Source organism: Mesorhizobium sp. M0292, assembly GCF_040321695.1.
GTDB lineage: Bacteria > Pseudomonadota > Alphaproteobacteria > Rhizobiales > Rhizobiaceae > Mesorhizobium.
In genome coordinates this window covers 340,641-355,451 of the sequence record NZ_JAMYSB010000004.1, presented here as the reverse complement: position 1 = coordinate 355,451, position 14,811 = coordinate 340,641, and the positions used below count along the sequence as shown (strand labels likewise).

Below are 14,811 nucleotides of genomic sequence, written 5' to 3'. Positions count from 1 at the left end.
TCCGGTTAGATCATCCGAACATCCCGGCAAGTTGATTGTTCCATCCGGCCATCGGCCAGCGAGCATTTTTACGGCAGCTTCAGTGTTGAGCATCGCAGGGAGCCAGAGGCGGCATTTATTTCTCCGACCGGTGACCGGCGGCAACGAGATTTCGATCGTGCTGCGCCATCACGGCAATGAGCAAGGCCGCGGATGGGCAAGAGGTAGACAAAATCTGGAGGGATACTGGCTCGGAAAAGTGAAGCCGGGCCATATTAATACGATGTCGGTGTCGACACCTTCGGCCCTTTTCGCTGCACACCCACGCGGCAAACGGCGCGTTCGGTCACGGGGCGAGCGTCGCGGGCTGTTGCCCGTTCACTTTCGATCCAGCACCTTCCGGACTTTCTCTGCCAATTCGTCGATCGTGTAGGGCTTGGTCAAAAGTTCGGTTCCGAAATCGAGCGTGCCGTTGTGGACAATCGCATTTCGTGTGTAGCCGGTGGTGTAGAGCACTTTTAGCGACGGGTGCATTGTCTTGACCTGATCCACCAGCTCCCGGCCCGACATCTCCGGCATCACCACGTCGGTGAACAGAAGCGACGGCACTTGCCCGCTTTCGACGGCCACCAGCGCTTCGCGTGGACCTTGCATTTCCAGCACGGAGTAGCCCAGTTCCCGCAGCGCTTCCGCGGCCATCAGCCGGACGCGATCTTCATCCTCGACAACCATGATGATCTCGTCTGCACAGCCGGGGTGCTCGCCTGCCACGACGTCGATTTGGCTGTCGAGCACGCCATGGTGCGAGCGCGGCAAATATATTTTCAAGGTGGTTCCGATGCCCTGCTCGGAATAGATCTTCACACTGCCGCCGGACTGGCGAACAAACCCATAGACTTGGCTGAGTCCCAGCCCGGTGCCTTTGCCGACCCCCTTGGTGGTGAAGAACGGATCGAAGGCTCTTGCGACAACATCAGCAGTCATGCCCGTTCCTGTATCGGTGACCGCTATCATCACATACTGGCCGGAGGGGATCGCGTTCTCCCTGGCATAGCGATCGTCGACGTGGGCGTTTGATGTCTCGATCGTCAGCTTGCCGCCAGCAGGCATGGCATCCCTTGCGTTGACGCAGAGGTTGAGCAGCGCGCTTTCCAATTGCCCTGCGTCGGCCTCGACATGCCATAGGCCCGCAGCGAGCACGGTCTCGATCTGGATGGTCTCGCCAAGCGTCCGGTTCAGCAATTCGCTCATACCGGAGACGAGGCGATTTGGATTCAGCCGCTTCGGCGCCAGTGGTTGCTGGCGGGAAAAGGCGAGCAGTCGTCTGGTAAGTTCTGCGGCACGTTGTGCTCCATCGATCGCGCCGGTTACGAATTGGTGGACGTTGGTATCGCCGTTTCTGAGCTTGCGCTGCACAAGGTTCAGGCCGCCGATGATGACGGCCAGCATATTGTTGAAGTCGTGCGCGATGCCACCGGTGAGCTGTCCGACAGCTTCCATCTTCTGGGCTTGGCGCAGGTGCTCTTCTGCTCTGGCGCGTTCCGCAACTTCATCTTTGACACGTTGTTCGAGCGTGCCGTTGAGTGTCTGCAGCGCCTTGAACAGCCGGGAGTTGTCGATGGCCGTCGCGGCATGGCCGGCAAGCCCCAGCAAGGCCGCTTCTTGCTGTTCGGCGAACACGCCGGTCTCTGAATGACCAAGGAAGAGGCCGCCCAGGACCTCGCCCGAACGCGAGACGACCGGCACGGCGAGATAGGAACGCACCGGCAGATGGCCCTCCGGCATTCCCTTGCGGGGCCAGTTCTTTCCGTAACGGGGATCCGTGAGGATATCATCGGAACGCACCACGCTTGTTCCGCGGAAAGTGGGCTCGAACACCGCGGTGTTGCGCGGCATCGGAAAGTTTTCGAAAGCAGAACGAGGTGCCCCCGACAGGGCGTAGAGCACATAGCTGTCGCCCTTGTCGTCGATCACATTGTAGAAGAAAGCTCCGAATTGTGCGCCCGACAGCACCACGCCGGCATCGGTTACCGTCTGGACAATTCGCTCTACGTCAAGCTCGGCCGCCACGGCTGCCGCAGTGGCGTTCATCAACTGAAGCTGATGCTCCACCCGCTTTCGCGCGGTGACATCGACCACGGTGCCGATGAAGCGGATCGCACGGCCGGACTGGAAAAGCGCTTCCCCCGTTGCGGCAATCCAGCGCTCCTTGCCATCCCGAAGGCCGATCGTCCGGTATTCGATGTCGTAGCGGGAGGGGGGGCCCGGCGCAAGCGACTGGCGTACGGCCTCGTCGGCCCGTGCGCGATCTTCCGGATGGAGGCCCGCCAGGAACGCGCTTTCATATGTCACCTCCGCGTCCGGCGGCAAACCAAAAAGGGCTTTGCACCGGTCGTCCCAACGCAGCACTCCGCTGATGGGATCGTAATCCCAGGTGCCAATAGCGGCCGCGTCGGTGGCAAGCCTCAGCCTCTCCTCGCTGGCCCGTGCCGCCTGTTCCGAGCGAACGCGCTCGATGTGAGCCCAGGACCGCTCCGTCACCTCGGTCAGCAAGGACAGTTCGCGTTGCGACCAGACGCGGCGCTGCTTGTCGTGGATGGCCATCAGGGCAGTCAGTCGGCCTTGTTTGACCAAAGGCATACAGATGGTTGCCGTTATCCCGATATCCTGAAAGGTCTTCGCTTCCTCGGGAGCAATTTCCTCAAGGTTGTTGTTGATGATAAGCGGCTTGTTGGCGCTGAGGTTGGTGACAGCCAGGCGACCGAAATCGGCAAGACTGTAATATCCCCTGATGCTGGGCGAGCCAGGTGCGCTCCAATCGCCGCGGATGGTGAAATGGTCTTGGTCCTGCTCCATGTCGGCATAGGCGCAAATCGAGACGCCAAGATGTTCGCCGAGGAGCCGAGTGGTGATCTGCATGACAGCATCGGCGTCGGCCGCGAGGGCTATCTCCCTGCCGAGGCGGTCGAGAAAAGCAAGGCGTTCGGCGTTCTCACGCAGGGCCAGTTCGGCGCGAAGGCGTTCTATCGCCGTACGCGTCCGGTCCGCGACTGCCGAAATGAGGGCTACTTCCTCCGTCGCCCAGCGTCTGGGCGCGGAGTGGTTCAGGTATAACAGCGCCACCAGCCCGCCATGCTCGGTAACGGGCATGTTGATGACGGATTGGGCGCTGATGGCTTTGAGTGCCTCCGCATGGCTGCTGGTTCGCGGATCTGTCTCGGCGTTTTCAAAGACAACGGTTTCGCCTCGCTTCAAATCCTCGATATACGAGCCGTAGTTCCTGAAATTCAGCGTCCCAGCCAGGCTTTTGATGCCTGGCGCGTTCCAGTCCCTGTCGATGGTGATCGTTTCTTTCTCTAGATCGATCGTGCCGTATCCGGCTCGGCTGATGCCAAAATGGTTCCCCAGCAGTTCCGCGGCTGCGTAGGCCAGTTCTGCGGGATCCGTAATCTCGCGAATACGGTCGCCCAGCGCTGCCAAAAGCTCGAAGCGCTGCAGTTCAGATCGCGGATTGCTTGAAGTGGCCCCCATTTCGCCCCCGTTTTGCCCGGACTTAAATGCAGTCTGCGGCCAAGAGTTCCCCGCAGGACGGCAGTTTCTTTGGCGGGCCGGTCAGCCGAACACGCCGCACCGGTCATAGGTTAATGACAGCTTGGCGCGCTGTGGCGGATAAAGGGGAAACCAGCGGGCACTTGACGAGCTCCCGCTGGCTGGGTGCCCGAACCGCACTTCACTCGTTTGGAGACGTTTGATGCTTGACCGACCCATTCTTGCGAATACGGACGCTCTCTATCCAGACGACCTGAAAACGCTTCGGTCGGTCTTCGACGCGCTGTGTCAGGAATTTGAGATTACGTCGGACACTACCGCGGCAGAATCCATCGCGAGAGAGCTGGTCAGACTTTTCCAGACCGGGATGACGGAAGCGGCCATGCTGATGATTGCCGTGCGCGCACGTTGGCTGGGTGATTGGAAAATGGGAGGCAGCAGCGCTGCCCAGGCTTAACGGTCCCAACTCCATGGAGAAGGCCTACCTTAGCCGCTTGAGCCGGTTGTACAGCGTTGTCTTGTCTGGCGGAACAAGCTTTCGCCCCGAGAGTTGGGGTCGGCAGATAGTTTCCAACAGGCACGGGCATGGCGTTCGACAGAGATGGACCGAAACTCGCGACCGGGTTGCTCGCGGCCTCGTTGGCGGCGCTGGCGGCATACAACGCCATCCACGCCAAACGTGCGATTGCCGGCCGGGCGTGCGGACGTGTGATGGAGATCGATGGTGTGCGCCTGCATTTTATCGAAGCCGGAACCGGCATGCCGCTCCTTCTCTTGCATGGCAATGGATCCATGGCGGAGGATTTCAAGTCGAGCGGCATCTTCGATGAGGCGGCAAAGACCTACCGGGTGCTTGCATTTGATCGTCCCGGTTTTGGGCGAAGCTCACGGCCGCGCGGCCGGCGTTGGTCCGCTCGCGACCAAGCCGACCTCATACATGCCGCGGCCTGCGGGCTGGGTATAGAGAAATACCTCGTGCTTGGACATTCCTGGGGAGCTTGGATCGCCCTCGAATTGGCGCGCAGGCATTCTCAATCGGTCGTGGGCATCGTGCTGGTCTCGGGCTATTACTATCCGCCGCCGCGGCTGGATCTTGCACTGGCCGCACTCCCTGCACTGCCTGTGATCGGCACCGCGTTTCGTCACACCTTGCTGCCGCCGCTTGTAAGGCTTGCTTGGCATTGGGCAATGGAGAAGATCTTTAAACCCGCCGTCGTCGCCGGCGAGTTCGCCGCACTTGCCAAAGATGTCGCCAGCCGCCCTTCCCAACTGCGGGCGGTTTCTCTGGAGACAGCATCGATGCTGGCCGCGTCCCTCTTGGGAAAAGCCAACTATAGGGACATTGCCGTGCCCACCGGCATCATGGCGGGATCCGGGGACCGGTTGTTCGACGCGCAACGCGATGCACGACGCTTGCACGCGGAAGTCGGTGGGTCTCTCCTCGAGGTGGTTCCGGGCGCCGGCCATATGGTTCATCAGAGCGCCCCGCAGGCAGTGGTCGGCATGGTGCACACTATTGCAGGACGGCACGCCTTGTTCCAAGCGGGCCGTCGGCAGCGACCCAAGTCGTGTGCCGACGAGTTCAAGGCAGATCCGGCCTCGCGGGAGCCACCGGCGATAAGCGACGCCGCTTGCACGGAATGATCTCCAAACGGGGCTTTCAAATGAGCGACCAACGTCCAGCCGACATGCAGTCGGTGCTCCACCAGAACATACAGGCCCTGGTCGAGCACAGGCGGCAGCAAGAAGAGCACCAAGGCGTTCAAGCGTGGGTCGCCGGCGCTGTTTCGCGCTTCGCGGGAAGCATGACTTTCGTCTATCTGCACCTTGCAATTCTTGTCGTCTGGGTCCTCGCGAACCTTGGCGCGATACCAGCCGTCCCAGCCTGGGACCCGACTTTCGTGATCCTGGCCATGGTCGCCTCGGTTGAGGCAATCTTCCTGTCTACTTTCGTGCTGATCAATCAGAACAGAATGGCCGCCCACAGCGAGCGCCGAGCCGAACTGGATTTGCAGATCAGCCTTCTAAACGAACATGAAACCACGCGGCTGATCGAGATGGTGGCTGCCTTGACGGCGCGTCTGAATATCTCGACCCCGGCCGACAAAGAGCTGCCGGAACTCGCCGAGAATGTGGATCCCCAAAAGGTGATGACGCAGATCCAGCAAGCTTCTGGAGATTAGGAGAACGCTTGATCAAAGCGACCTCGTCGGCAGCGGTTAAGCGTCGGCTACAACCTATAATTCAGCCTCATTGTCCAAGGCTGTCGAAGCAGCTAAGCCGGTGTCGGCCTTTTCCAGGGTGGCTTCCCGACGTCACAAGTCCGCCGCGCAATCGAGGCAGCGTAGAGCTTCGATAACCAACAGGCTGCTGCGCGTCAGATGGAACCAAGTTGACGCCGAACTCGTATTAGCGGTGGCGGCTTGGGGAGATTCCGGATGAGCGAAGGTGCTGTTCTGATCGTCGAAGATGAGACAATGATCCTGCTCGACCTCGAGTCAGCTTTGGAGGAGGCCGGCTTCCAGGTCGTCGGCACTCGGAGTGCCGCCGAGGCGCTGGCGGCTTTCGACCCCGATCCGACCAAGTTCAAGGCCGTGCTCACGGACATCCGTCTGGGAGCAGGACAGTCGGGGTGGGAGGTCGCTCGGCACTTGCGAAGGTCCAACTCGACCATCCCGGTTGTCTATATCAGTGGCGACAGCGCGGTACACTGGGGAGCGGAAGGCGTGCCCAACAGCATAATGATCACCAAGCCCTTTTTTCTGCCGCAGATCATAACTGCCGTTTCTCAACTTTTAAACGCGCAGCAAGGTGCAGAAACTCACCTCTAGGAATCCGACCGCGGCTCCACGAAACCACCGAACATTCTTTCTTCGGCCAATCGGCGCCGTCCGGCGTAAAGCGTTCGCGTCTGCTTCGGTCAAATGTCGGCGGCCTCAACCAGATGTCGACCTCAGCTCCTTTCCCTCGCCACCGGCTCGCATCCACTCGGAAGCCCTCCCGAAAGCAGGGGCGCTCATTGGTTGAGCTTTCGGTCGAGTTCGTCAAGCAATGACCGATGCTCGCTGGGCATGTCCGCATCTGTCGGCAGATCCAGCAACTGGCGAAGCTGGCGACGATTGGCGTCCGATGAAATCCACTCCCGTATGAGGCGGGCTATGACCTTTTGTTGTGCCTTGCCGATTTCTTCCATGTCAGATTCCGAGCTTGTCCGTTGGACGAACTCGGCGGCTCTTTGATGGTTCCCCGTCCTGTACACAAATCGAGGCACAATCTATGGGTTAATGCATGTCGCTCAAAAGTGGCCATGGTTTTGAGACACGACATGCCAGTGGATGTTTGCAGTCCCAGTCCGCTCGCCTAGCGCTGCGCGTAGAGTGCAAATTTATACGTTCGATTTTACCCGAAGCGAGAGGCTCAGCCGCAAAATCTTGGCGCCATTTTCATCGCGCACTTCGATAAACAATTGCTGCCCGTCGACGCTCTTCAGTGACTCTCTCGTGAGGTCGACAAGGCCCTCGAATCCCGCGCGGCGGACCTCCTCGAGGCCAGCGCATTCGACACCTATTTCGTCCTCGAAGATGAGATCGCCATCGCCGCTGTCGAAGAAAAATCGTGCCATCGGAGAGCTTCCGTCACTGCTAATCTGCGGGGTTCCTTTGGTGCAGGTAGGTCGTGTCGAAATCTCCTGCGTGAGTGAGGCCAGCCCAGTCCAGTGCGTGAACTTTTGATCCCGAGGTGGCAATGAGGCCTCTGCGTCGTAGTTCCTGGAGCATCCGGTTGACGTGGACCGTGGACAAACCCAGTGCATCGCCAAGGGCCGCCTGGGTAATGGGAATATCCGCCACGTGATCCTCAATGCGCCCCATGGAGCGCAAGCGAAAAATCAGTTCGCAAAGGATGTGAGCCATGCGGGTGTATGCCTCGCGTCTTCCCACATTGATGACCCACTCCCTGTAAATCGCGGCATCTATCAACGTCGACCGCCAAAAAGCGGTGGCGATGCGAGGGTGCTGGTCGCAAACGGCGCGCAGAGTGTCATGCCGCATGAAACCTACTCGGGCCGGCGTAAGGGTCGAGAAGTTACAATCCATGACCGACAGATGCAGCCCATGCAGATCAGGAATGTCGCCGGCGACGAAGAATGATGTGATTTGTCGCTTTCCTTCGCCCGTATGTTTGGTGGAACCGACCAAGCCATCAAGAACGATAAACGAGTAAACAGGACGGTCGCCCTCACGCACCAGATCGTGGTTGGCCGAATATTCCTTCTCCTGGATCGGAATGCCTTTCAGAACGCCGATGTCGGCCTCTCGAAGATCCGAGATGGTCTGAAGCTTGCGAATGAGTACATCCGAGGATGAGGTGGGGAACAAATTGACTACCTGGCTGATGTTGGTGATCGAACTATTATCCGCGCCAAAAGTTCCGATTGTCATGGGGACATATGCGCGGCGGCAGAAGGTGCCGCCGTGCGGCATGGTCCCGAGCCTGGAGCGTTTTGCCAGCGTCGAGGGTGGTTGAAGATCCCGGAATGATCGAAGCACCAGTTTTTTAGGACAGCCATAGGTGAGCCAGGCAGCAATGCATTAACCTATGACATAGGCTCGGCTAGAAATTGTCCCGCTGGGCAGCCAGCCCCCAGGAGATCGCCGATCACGGCGCAGCTTTGACCCTGTCGCTCCGCCCATTTCAAGGGCTGCACCCGCAGCCGTCCTGGAACTCTTTGATGCGCCACCAGGAACGGGGTGGCTCCGCTGACGTTGTCTCAGTGGCAAGGTGAGATTTCAGTGAACAGGCATATTTCGCGGACGGATGTCGAACAAATCGATCACACGGATGACAGCGGGTTTGCGATAGGGCACGGCGGACCGCCATCCTCAGCAATCGCGGTAGCGCTGGCCCGTGGCCTGGAGACCAGTCGGGACAAGCACATCATCCATATAGCTCCCTCGGAACGCAGTGCCGAGGAGATCGCCGGCGCCTTGCGTCAGTTCCTGCCTGACGCGGATATCATCTTGCTGCCGTCCTGGGATTGTCTGCCCTACGACAGGGTATGGCCCACACGCGCCAATATGGGGCGAAGGCTTCGCGCGTTGCGTGAGATCGCAACGAAGCCGGATCGCCCGCGCATCGCTGTAATGTCGCTCGAAGCCATTCTGCAGCGGGTGCCGCCTGCTCCGGTCATCGCTGGCGGTTTCACAATTCTGGAGGTGGGGCAAAAGCTCGACCGTGACGATTTCAGAACCAGGTCCGAAGCCATTGGCTATGTCGTCGACGAGAGGGTCGACGAACCAGGTGAGATAGCCTTTCGGGGCGATCTCATCGATATTTTCCCTGCTGGGGCGGATGGCCCCGTTCGCGTCATCGTTGGTCCCGATGCCTGCATCCGCCAGCTCAAGACCTACGACCCGCTCAGTCAGCTCAGCGATCAGGTTCGAGACTCCATTACGGTCGGACCGGCATCCGAGCTGATCTTTAAAGCTGGTGAGCATCCTGAGCTGACAGCTGTGCGCGCGACGTCGATGGAAGAGCGCCTGGTCGCATCGTATGGCGCTTTGCCATCCGTCTTCGATGCGGCTTCCAGCGCCTCGATCTCCTTCCTTGAAGGGACCGACGGGCAGCCGCTCGGCAGAATTCGGGATCTGGTCGAGGATGCACGTCGTGCCAGGCAGGAGGCAGCCGGAACGAAAAAACCTTTGCCGGGACGATTTTACCTATCCCGTGAAGAGTGGGACGCTGCTCTGCTTAACCGCTGCTGCGTGAGACTTGCCGTTTCTGCCGTGGGAGTTCCCAAATTCTTCCGCCAGGCCCGACCCGGGCATGATTTCGCGGAATTCGTCACAAGGCAGACGAGCGCCGGAGTCAGAGTAGTGTTCACCGGCGATGCCTCTGAATTGCAGCGAGCAGATCGCCTGCTCGATAGGAGACTAGGCCGGCGGGCAGAGGAAGCGGCCGACTTGCCGCAAATACTTTCGGCCGCAAGGGGCTCTCTTCTCAAGGCTGAATTCGTCCTCGACGAAGGGTTTGTCGACGCGCAATCCAATATCGCCTTGGTGGCCGCATCCGACCTGTTTGGTCCCGCGTTGAAGGCGAACGGGAGCGCGACCACGGGCATACTCGAACCCGAGTTGCGCATTGGCGATGTCGTCGTCCATGAAGACCATGGCCTGGGCGTGCTCGCCGCGGTCGAACAGGTCGAGTTGGCTGGCCAGCAACAGGATGTCGTCAGGCTCGAATATCATGGCGGGGCTTCCTTGCTGGTTCCGGTCGACGACTTTGGACGAATATGGCGCTACGGCTCGGAACCGGAGGCAGTGTCCCTTGATCGCCTCAACGGCGAGGGCTGGCCGAAGCGACGCGAAGCTGCGTTGCGCGAGATCGACAGGCTGGCCAAGCGCCTCTTGGGTCTTGCCAAAATCAGGTCCAGCCAGCCTGCCGAGATCTTGAAGCCTCCCGCACGGACTTGGCTCGTTTTGCGGCGAAATTTCCCTATACGGAGACGCCCGACCAAGCGGCCGCCATCCTCGCTGTGCTCGATGACCTTTCCTCCGGAAGGACAATGAACCGGCTCGTCTGCGGCGATGTCGGCTTCGGCAAGACAGAGGTCGCCCTGCGTGCTTGCGCCGCCGCCGCTCTCTGCGGGAAACAGGTTGCTATCATAGCTCCGACAACGGTGTTGGCACGGCAGCACTATGAGACGTTCAGCCGCCGCTTCGCAGGAACCGGCCTGCAGGTCGCCCACCTTTCAAGAATGGTCGGGGCAGCGGACGCGAGAGCGGCAAAAGAGGGTCTGCGGAGCGGCCAGGTTGCGGTCGTTGTGGGTACCCAGGCCTTGGCGTCCAGGAGCGTCACCTTCGCCAATCTTGGACTGCTGGTGATCGACGAGGAGCACCGGTTCGGGGTCAAGTTGAAGCGGGCCCTGCGGACCATGGCGCCTCGCCTCCATACATTGAGCATGAGCGCCACACCGATACCCCGGACGCTGCAATCGGCGTTGTCGGGCATCCAGGACGTCAGCGTTCTAAACTCTCCGCCCGCCAAAAGACGTCCCGTTCGCACGATCTTGGCAGCGTTCGATCCAGCATCGGTGCGCGCGGCCCTTCTGCGTGAATTTCACCGGGGTGGACAGAGCTTTTTCGTGGTCCCGCGGATCGAGGATATTGCCCCGGCCTGTGACCAACTGGACAGACTGGTGCCGGAACTCGGGGTCAAGACGGCGCATGGTGAAATGAAGGGGAGACAGCTGGACGAAGTCATGGTCGGATTCGCCGACGGTGATGGCGACATTTTGTTGAGCACCGACATCATCGAGAGCGGCCTCGATGTGCCGCGGGCCAACACCATCATCGTTTGGCGCCCCGACCGGTTCGGTCTGGCGCAGTTGCACCAGCTGCGGGGCCGGGTCGGAAGGGGGGCGGTGCAGGCCGTTGCGTTTCTTCTGACCCAGCCTGGCGTTGAACTGGCCGACAGCACCAGGGCCCGGCTTTCGACGATGCTTGCGCTCGATCGGCTCGGCTCAGGCCTGGCAATCAGTCAAAGGGACCTCGACCTGCGTGGCGCCGGAGATCTTTTCGGAGAAGACCAGGCCGGGCATATGAAGCTGATCGGAGTGGGCCTGTACGAGCACTTGCTGGAGCGGGCGGTCTCGGCGGCTGGCGGAGGGGCCGGCTCCGACCAGCAACTTGCCGAGATAAATGGCTCGGGAAAGGGGGCTTTTCCCGAGAGCTATGTCGAAGAGCCTACGGTGCGTGTTGGCCTCTATGCGCGGCTCTCCCGCATGCGCTCGGAGCCGGACCTCGATACATTCCGCGAAGAGCTCGAGGACCGCTTTGGAGACATGCCTGGCGAAGTAGCCCTTTTGCTGGAATTTACCAGGTTGCGAATAGCCGCGTCGGAATTGGGCGTCGGCAAAGTCGATGTGGGTCCCGAGGCCATCGCGATCACCCTTCGGAACAAGCCGTCGGCGTCCCAATGGCGGAACAGCAAGGCTTTGGGCCTGGAGTACCGGAACGGCCGCCTGATTTTCAGGCCGATCCAGCCCAGCGTCTCAGGCATCGATGCGGTTCGCTTAGCGCTTGATGCCCTACGTGCAGCCCAGCCAAAGCACGAGATCTGACGAGCCTTCTGTCTCCTGGGGCCATCGGTGCGAATGGTGCACTGTGGGCGGCCGTGCGTTCGCAGGGCAGCGTTCAAGGCATCGTTCCGGCTTGATGGGGTGTCATGGCAGCCATGTTTTCATTCAGATGGGCCATGATCCAGATAGAGCCCAGAACCACCAGCGCGACGATCAGCACGCCGAAGGCCAGGGCCAGGATGTTGTTGGTGTTGTCCGGCCCGGTGGTCAGGTGCAGAAAGAAGACAAGATGCACGCCCATCTGCGCAACGGCGAGCACCACCAGGGCCGAGATGACCGCGGGCTGGTAAATCAGGTCGGTTCGCGCCGCCAGGAATGACGCGATCGTGAGCAGGATGGCCAGCCCGAAGCCGAGCACATAGCCCGAGAAGCCCCCAGCCGTTTCGTGCTCGCTTATGTGTTCCTCGCCCGGCGCTGAATCGCGGCGGTCCTGCAACTCGCCGGTCTTGCTCTCGAACTCGGTCATGACGATGCTCCCAGCAGATAGACCAGGGTGAAGATGGCAACCCAAATGATGTCGAGGGCGTGCCAGAAGAGCCCGAAGCAGTGGAGCCGCCGCAAAATGTCGGGCCGAAAGCCCTTGACCCACAGCTGCGCCATCATCGTTCCCAGCCAGAGCAGGCCGAGACCGACGTGGGCACCGTGGCAGCCAACGAGCGCAAAGAAGGCAGAAAGAAATGCGCTGCGCGAGGGGCCTGCCTGCTCGCCGATCATTGCCGCGAACTCCTGCAATTCAAGGAACAGGAACGCTGCCCCGAGCAACCCCGTGGCGAGAAGCCAGAACTGCGTGGCAGCCATTGATCTGCGGCGGGTGGCGAGTGTTGCCACGCCGCCGGTGAAGCTCGAAGTGAGCAGAAGGCCCGTCTGGACCGCAACCCGTGTCGGTTCGAACAGATCCTTGCCTGTCGGTCCGCCGGCGGTTGCCTTGGCGAGCACGGCGTAGGCGGCGAAAAATGCCGAGAACATGATGATGTCGGACAGGAGAAAGATCCAGAAGCCGTAGGTCACCGTGACGAACTTTGAGGCCGGGCCGCCTTCTCCGTGGCCCGTCGCAGAGCGCACCGCATGCCGACCGGTGTGATTAAGCCGATACGGGTCCCGTGCCTGGGTGCCGGCGCTGATGTCGCCGGAGAATGCGTGATCGCTCATGCCGGGCGCTCCCACCCGCGCAACCGGGCAAACTGGGCTGCCTTGTGGTCATGGTCGATGCGGGCGACTTCGTCGACAGGGATCTCGTAGTCTCCATGATCGCGCCAGGCGAATACGACGAAGGTTGCGTATGCGCCGATGAAACCGACGATCGCCAGCCACCATATATGCCAGATCAGCGCGAAGCCGATCAGTGTGCTGAAGAAGGCGGTGACGAAGCCAGTCGGGCTGTTGCGAGGCATCTCGATCGGCTCATATGCCTTTTCCTCGTCCGCGCTCTGTTCGATCCCTCGTTGCTTGATGCTCCAGTAGGGTTCTTCGTCTTCCACGTGAGGCAGCCGTGCGTAATTGAAGACAGGAGGAGGGGAAGATGTCGACCACTCCAGCGAACGCCCGTCCCACGGGTCGCCGGTTTCGTCGCGAAACTTGTCGCGATACCGGATCGAAACGAAAAGCTGTGTGATCTGCAGCGCCGCGCCGGCGATCATCACCACCACGCCGAAAGCGGCCACCACCAGCCACGGCGCCCAAAGGTCCATATCGATATGTTGCAGGCGCCGCGTCATGCCGAGCAGACCGACAATATAGAGCGGTACGAAGACCAGCATGTAGCCGGCCAAGGTGACCCAAAATGCCGCTTTTCCCCAGCCTTCGTGCAAACGGAAGCCGAACGCCTTGGGGAACCAGTAAGTGAAGCCGGCGAATGCTCCAAACAACACGCCCGAGATGATGACGTTATGGAAATGCGCGACGAGGAAAAGCGAATTGTGTAGCACGAAGTCGGCCGGCGGGACGGCAAGCAGGACGCCAGTCATGCCGCCGACGGTGAAGGTGGTCACGAAAGCCAGTGCCCAAAGCATCGGCGTGTCGAAACGAACGCGCCCGCCATACATGGTGAAGAGCCAGTTGTAGATTTTCACACCGGTTCCCACGGCAATGACCGACGTGGCGATGCCGAAGGCGGCATTAACGTCCGCTCCGGCACCCATGGTGAAGAAGTGATGCAGCCAGACCATGAACGAGACGATGCAGATGAACATCGTGGCCGCGACCATCGAACGGTATCCGAACAGCGGCTTCGATGAAAAAGTCGAGAAAATCTCGGAAAAGATTCCGAAGGCGGGAAGCACTAGGATGTATACTTCGGGATGGCCCCACGCCCAGATCAGGTTGACGAACATCATCTGATTTCCACCGGCTTCGTTGGTGAAGAAGTGGAAGCCGAGGTACCGGTCCAGCGTCAGCATTGCGAGCGTGGCGGTAAGGATCGGGAAGGCTGCGACAATGAGCAGGTTGGACGCGAGCGAGGTCCAGCAGAACATCGGCATTCGCAGATAGCCCATTCCCGGCGCCCGCATCTTGAGGATGGTCGTCACCAGGTTGACACCGGTGAGCAGCGTGCCGACGCCGGAGATCTGGATCGCCCACAGATAATAATCGACACCGACGCCCGGCGAGTAGGTGGTTTCCGACAAAGGGGCATAGGGCAGCCAGCCGGTGCGCGCGAACTCGCCGACCACAAGCGAGATGTTGACCAGCAGGGCTCCGGAAGCCGTCAGCCAGAAGCTGACGGAATTGAGCGTCGGAAAAGCGACATCGCGTACGCCAAGCTGCAGCGGCACGACGAAATTCATCAGGCCGATCATGAACGGCATCGCGGCGAAGAAGATCATGATCGTGCCGTGCGCGGAAAAGATCTGGTCGTAATGCTCCGGCGGGAGGTAGCCCGGCCCGTGAATCGCCAGCACCTGTTGTGTGCGCATCATGATAGCATCGATAAAACCACGAAGAAGCATGAGCATCGCCAGCACAATGTACATCACGCCGATGCGCTTGTGGTCGACCGAGCTTATCCACTCGCTCCACAGATATGGCCAGTAGCCCTTCACCGTTATCCAGCCAAGCACGGCTGCTGCTGCCAGAAAGACGCCAAGGGCTGCGCCGAGGGGGATGGGTTGATCGAAAGGAACGGCCGACCAGTCGAGCTTGCCCAGCAT

General features: G+C 60.3%; 13 protein-coding genes. 6 read left to right on the top strand and 7 right to left on the bottom strand.

Annotated elements, in window-relative coordinates; translation table 11 throughout:
- Positions 1-357 precede the first annotated feature (357 nt).
- Entirely contained in the window at positions 358-3,510 is a 3,153-nt protein-coding gene (locus tag NKI96_RS08585; protein WP_352758032.1) for a GAF domain-containing protein, read from the bottom strand.
- A gap of 220 nt (positions 3,511-3,730) precedes the next feature.
- Here NKI96_RS08585 and NKI96_RS08580 point away from each other — a divergent pair, with 220 nt between their 5' ends.
- The 4 genes from NKI96_RS08580 (at position 3,731) to NKI96_RS08565 (ending at position 6,359) form a co-directional block, all read left to right on the top strand.
- Positions 3,731-3,985 (top strand): hypothetical protein, encoded by a 255-nt coding sequence (locus NKI96_RS08580; protein WP_352803744.1) that lies wholly within the window; start codon positions 3,731-3,733, stop codon positions 3,983-3,985.
- A 128-nt stretch (positions 3,986-4,113) separates the two neighbouring features.
- Positions 4,114-5,172 carry an alpha/beta fold hydrolase gene (locus tag NKI96_RS08575; protein WP_352803742.1) on the top strand — a complete coding sequence of 353 codons (1,059 nt, stop codon included), beginning with the start codon at positions 4,114-4,116 and terminating at the stop codon, positions 5,170-5,172.
- A 20-nt stretch (positions 5,173-5,192) separates the two neighbouring features.
- Complete coding sequence (locus NKI96_RS08570) at positions 5,193-5,711, top strand: DUF1003 domain-containing protein (protein WP_352803740.1); 519 nt, start codon at positions 5,193-5,195, stop codon at positions 5,709-5,711.
- Between the two features lie 255 nt (positions 5,712-5,966).
- Positions 5,967-6,359, top strand: a complete 393-nt coding sequence (locus NKI96_RS08565) for a response regulator (protein WP_023687818.1) — start codon at positions 5,967-5,969, stop codon at positions 6,357-6,359.
- A 185-nt stretch (positions 6,360-6,544) separates the two neighbouring features.
- On the opposite strand, the gene NKI96_RS08560 is transcribed toward NKI96_RS08565, so the two are convergent.
- The 3 genes from NKI96_RS08560 to NKI96_RS08550 form a co-directional block, all read right to left on the bottom strand.
- A complete protein-coding gene (locus NKI96_RS08560) occupies positions 6,545-6,721 on the bottom strand; it encodes a hypothetical protein (protein WP_023687819.1) in 177 nt (58 codons plus the stop codon).
- A gap of 192 nt (positions 6,722-6,913) precedes the next feature.
- Positions 6,914-7,150, bottom strand: coding sequence for a DUF6894 family protein (locus tag NKI96_RS08555; protein WP_023668023.1), 237 nt, complete (start codon positions 7,148-7,150; stop codon positions 6,914-6,916).
- A gap of 19 nt (positions 7,151-7,169) precedes the next feature.
- Positions 7,170-8,009: a Crp/Fnr family transcriptional regulator gene (locus NKI96_RS08550; RefSeq protein WP_352803738.1), complete on the bottom strand. Its 840-nt coding sequence runs from the start codon at positions 8,007-8,009 to the stop codon at positions 7,170-7,172.
- Positions 8,010-8,318: 309 nt separating this feature from the next.
- Between NKI96_RS08550 and NKI96_RS08545 the strand changes: the two genes are divergently transcribed.
- Together NKI96_RS08545 and NKI96_RS08540 are read left to right on the top strand one after the other, a co-directional pair.
- Complete coding sequence (locus NKI96_RS08545; RefSeq protein WP_352803736.1) at positions 8,319-10,094, top strand: CarD family transcriptional regulator; 1,776 nt, start codon at positions 8,319-8,321, stop codon at positions 10,092-10,094.
- Positions 10,091-11,647 carry a DEAD/DEAH box helicase gene (locus NKI96_RS08540; RefSeq protein WP_352803733.1) on the top strand — a complete coding sequence of 519 codons (1,557 nt, stop codon included), beginning with the start codon at positions 10,091-10,093 and terminating at the stop codon, positions 11,645-11,647. The genes NKI96_RS08545 and NKI96_RS08540 overlap by 4 nt, the downstream gene beginning before the upstream one ends.
- A 73-nt stretch (positions 11,648-11,720) precedes the next feature.
- Here NKI96_RS08540 and cyoD read toward each other — a convergent pair whose 3' ends face one another.
- From cyoD to cyoB, 3 genes are read right to left on the bottom strand one after another with little or no spacing between them, the layout of a single operon-like run.
- Entirely contained in the window at positions 11,721-12,131 is a 411-nt protein-coding gene (gene cyoD, locus NKI96_RS08535) for a cytochrome o ubiquinol oxidase subunit IV (RefSeq protein WP_352803730.1), read from the bottom strand.
- The gene (locus NKI96_RS08530; protein WP_352803800.1) at positions 12,128-12,814 is read right to left on the bottom strand and encodes a cytochrome (ubi)quinol oxidase subunit III; all 687 of its coding nucleotides are present in this window, start codon (positions 12,812-12,814) and stop codon (positions 12,128-12,130) included. Before NKI96_RS08530 ends, cyoD begins: the two co-directional genes overlap by 4 nt.
- Positions 12,811-14,811, bottom strand: coding sequence for a cytochrome o ubiquinol oxidase subunit I (gene cyoB / locus NKI96_RS08525; RefSeq protein WP_352803798.1), 2,001 nt, complete (start codon positions 14,809-14,811; stop codon positions 12,811-12,813). Before cyoB ends, NKI96_RS08530 begins: the two co-directional genes overlap by 4 nt.

Coding starts and splice junctions, on each gene's coding strand:
- NKI96_RS08570 (WP_352803740.1), top strand. CDS start 5,193: ATGAGCGACCAACGTCCAGCCGACATGCAGTCGGTGCTCCACCAGAAC.
- NKI96_RS08565 (WP_023687818.1), top strand. CDS start 5,967: ATGAGCGAAGGTGCTGTTCTGATCGTCGAAGATGAGACAATGATCCTG.
- NKI96_RS08555 (WP_023668023.1), bottom strand. CDS start 7,150: ATGGCACGATTTTTCTTCGACAGCGGCGATGGCGATCTCATCTTCGAG.
- NKI96_RS08575 (WP_352803742.1), top strand. CDS start 4,114: ATGGCGTTCGACAGAGATGGACCGAAACTCGCGACCGGGTTGCTCGCG.
- NKI96_RS08530 (WP_352803800.1), bottom strand. CDS start 12,814: ATGAGCGATCACGCATTCTCCGGCGACATCAGCGCCGGCACCCAGGCA.
- NKI96_RS08540 (WP_352803733.1), top strand. CDS start 10,091: ATGAACCGGCTCGTCTGCGGCGATGTCGGCTTCGGCAAGACAGAGGTC.
- cyoB (WP_352803798.1), bottom strand. CDS start 14,811: ATGCTGGGCAAGCTCGACTGGTCGGCCGTTCCTTTCGATCAACCCATC.
- NKI96_RS08560 (WP_023687819.1), bottom strand. CDS start 6,721: ATGGAAGAAATCGGCAAGGCACAACAAAAGGTCATAGCCCGCCTCATA.
- NKI96_RS08580 (WP_352803744.1), top strand. CDS start 3,731: ATGCTTGACCGACCCATTCTTGCGAATACGGACGCTCTCTATCCAGAC.
- NKI96_RS08585 (WP_352758032.1), bottom strand. CDS start 3,510: ATGGGGGCCACTTCAAGCAATCCGCGATCTGAACTGCAGCGCTTCGAG.
- NKI96_RS08550 (WP_352803738.1), bottom strand. CDS start 8,009: ATGCCGCACGGCGGCACCTTCTGCCGCCGCGCATATGTCCCCATGACA.
- cyoD (WP_352803730.1), bottom strand. CDS start 12,131: ATGACCGAGTTCGAGAGCAAGACCGGCGAGTTGCAGGACCGCCGCGAT.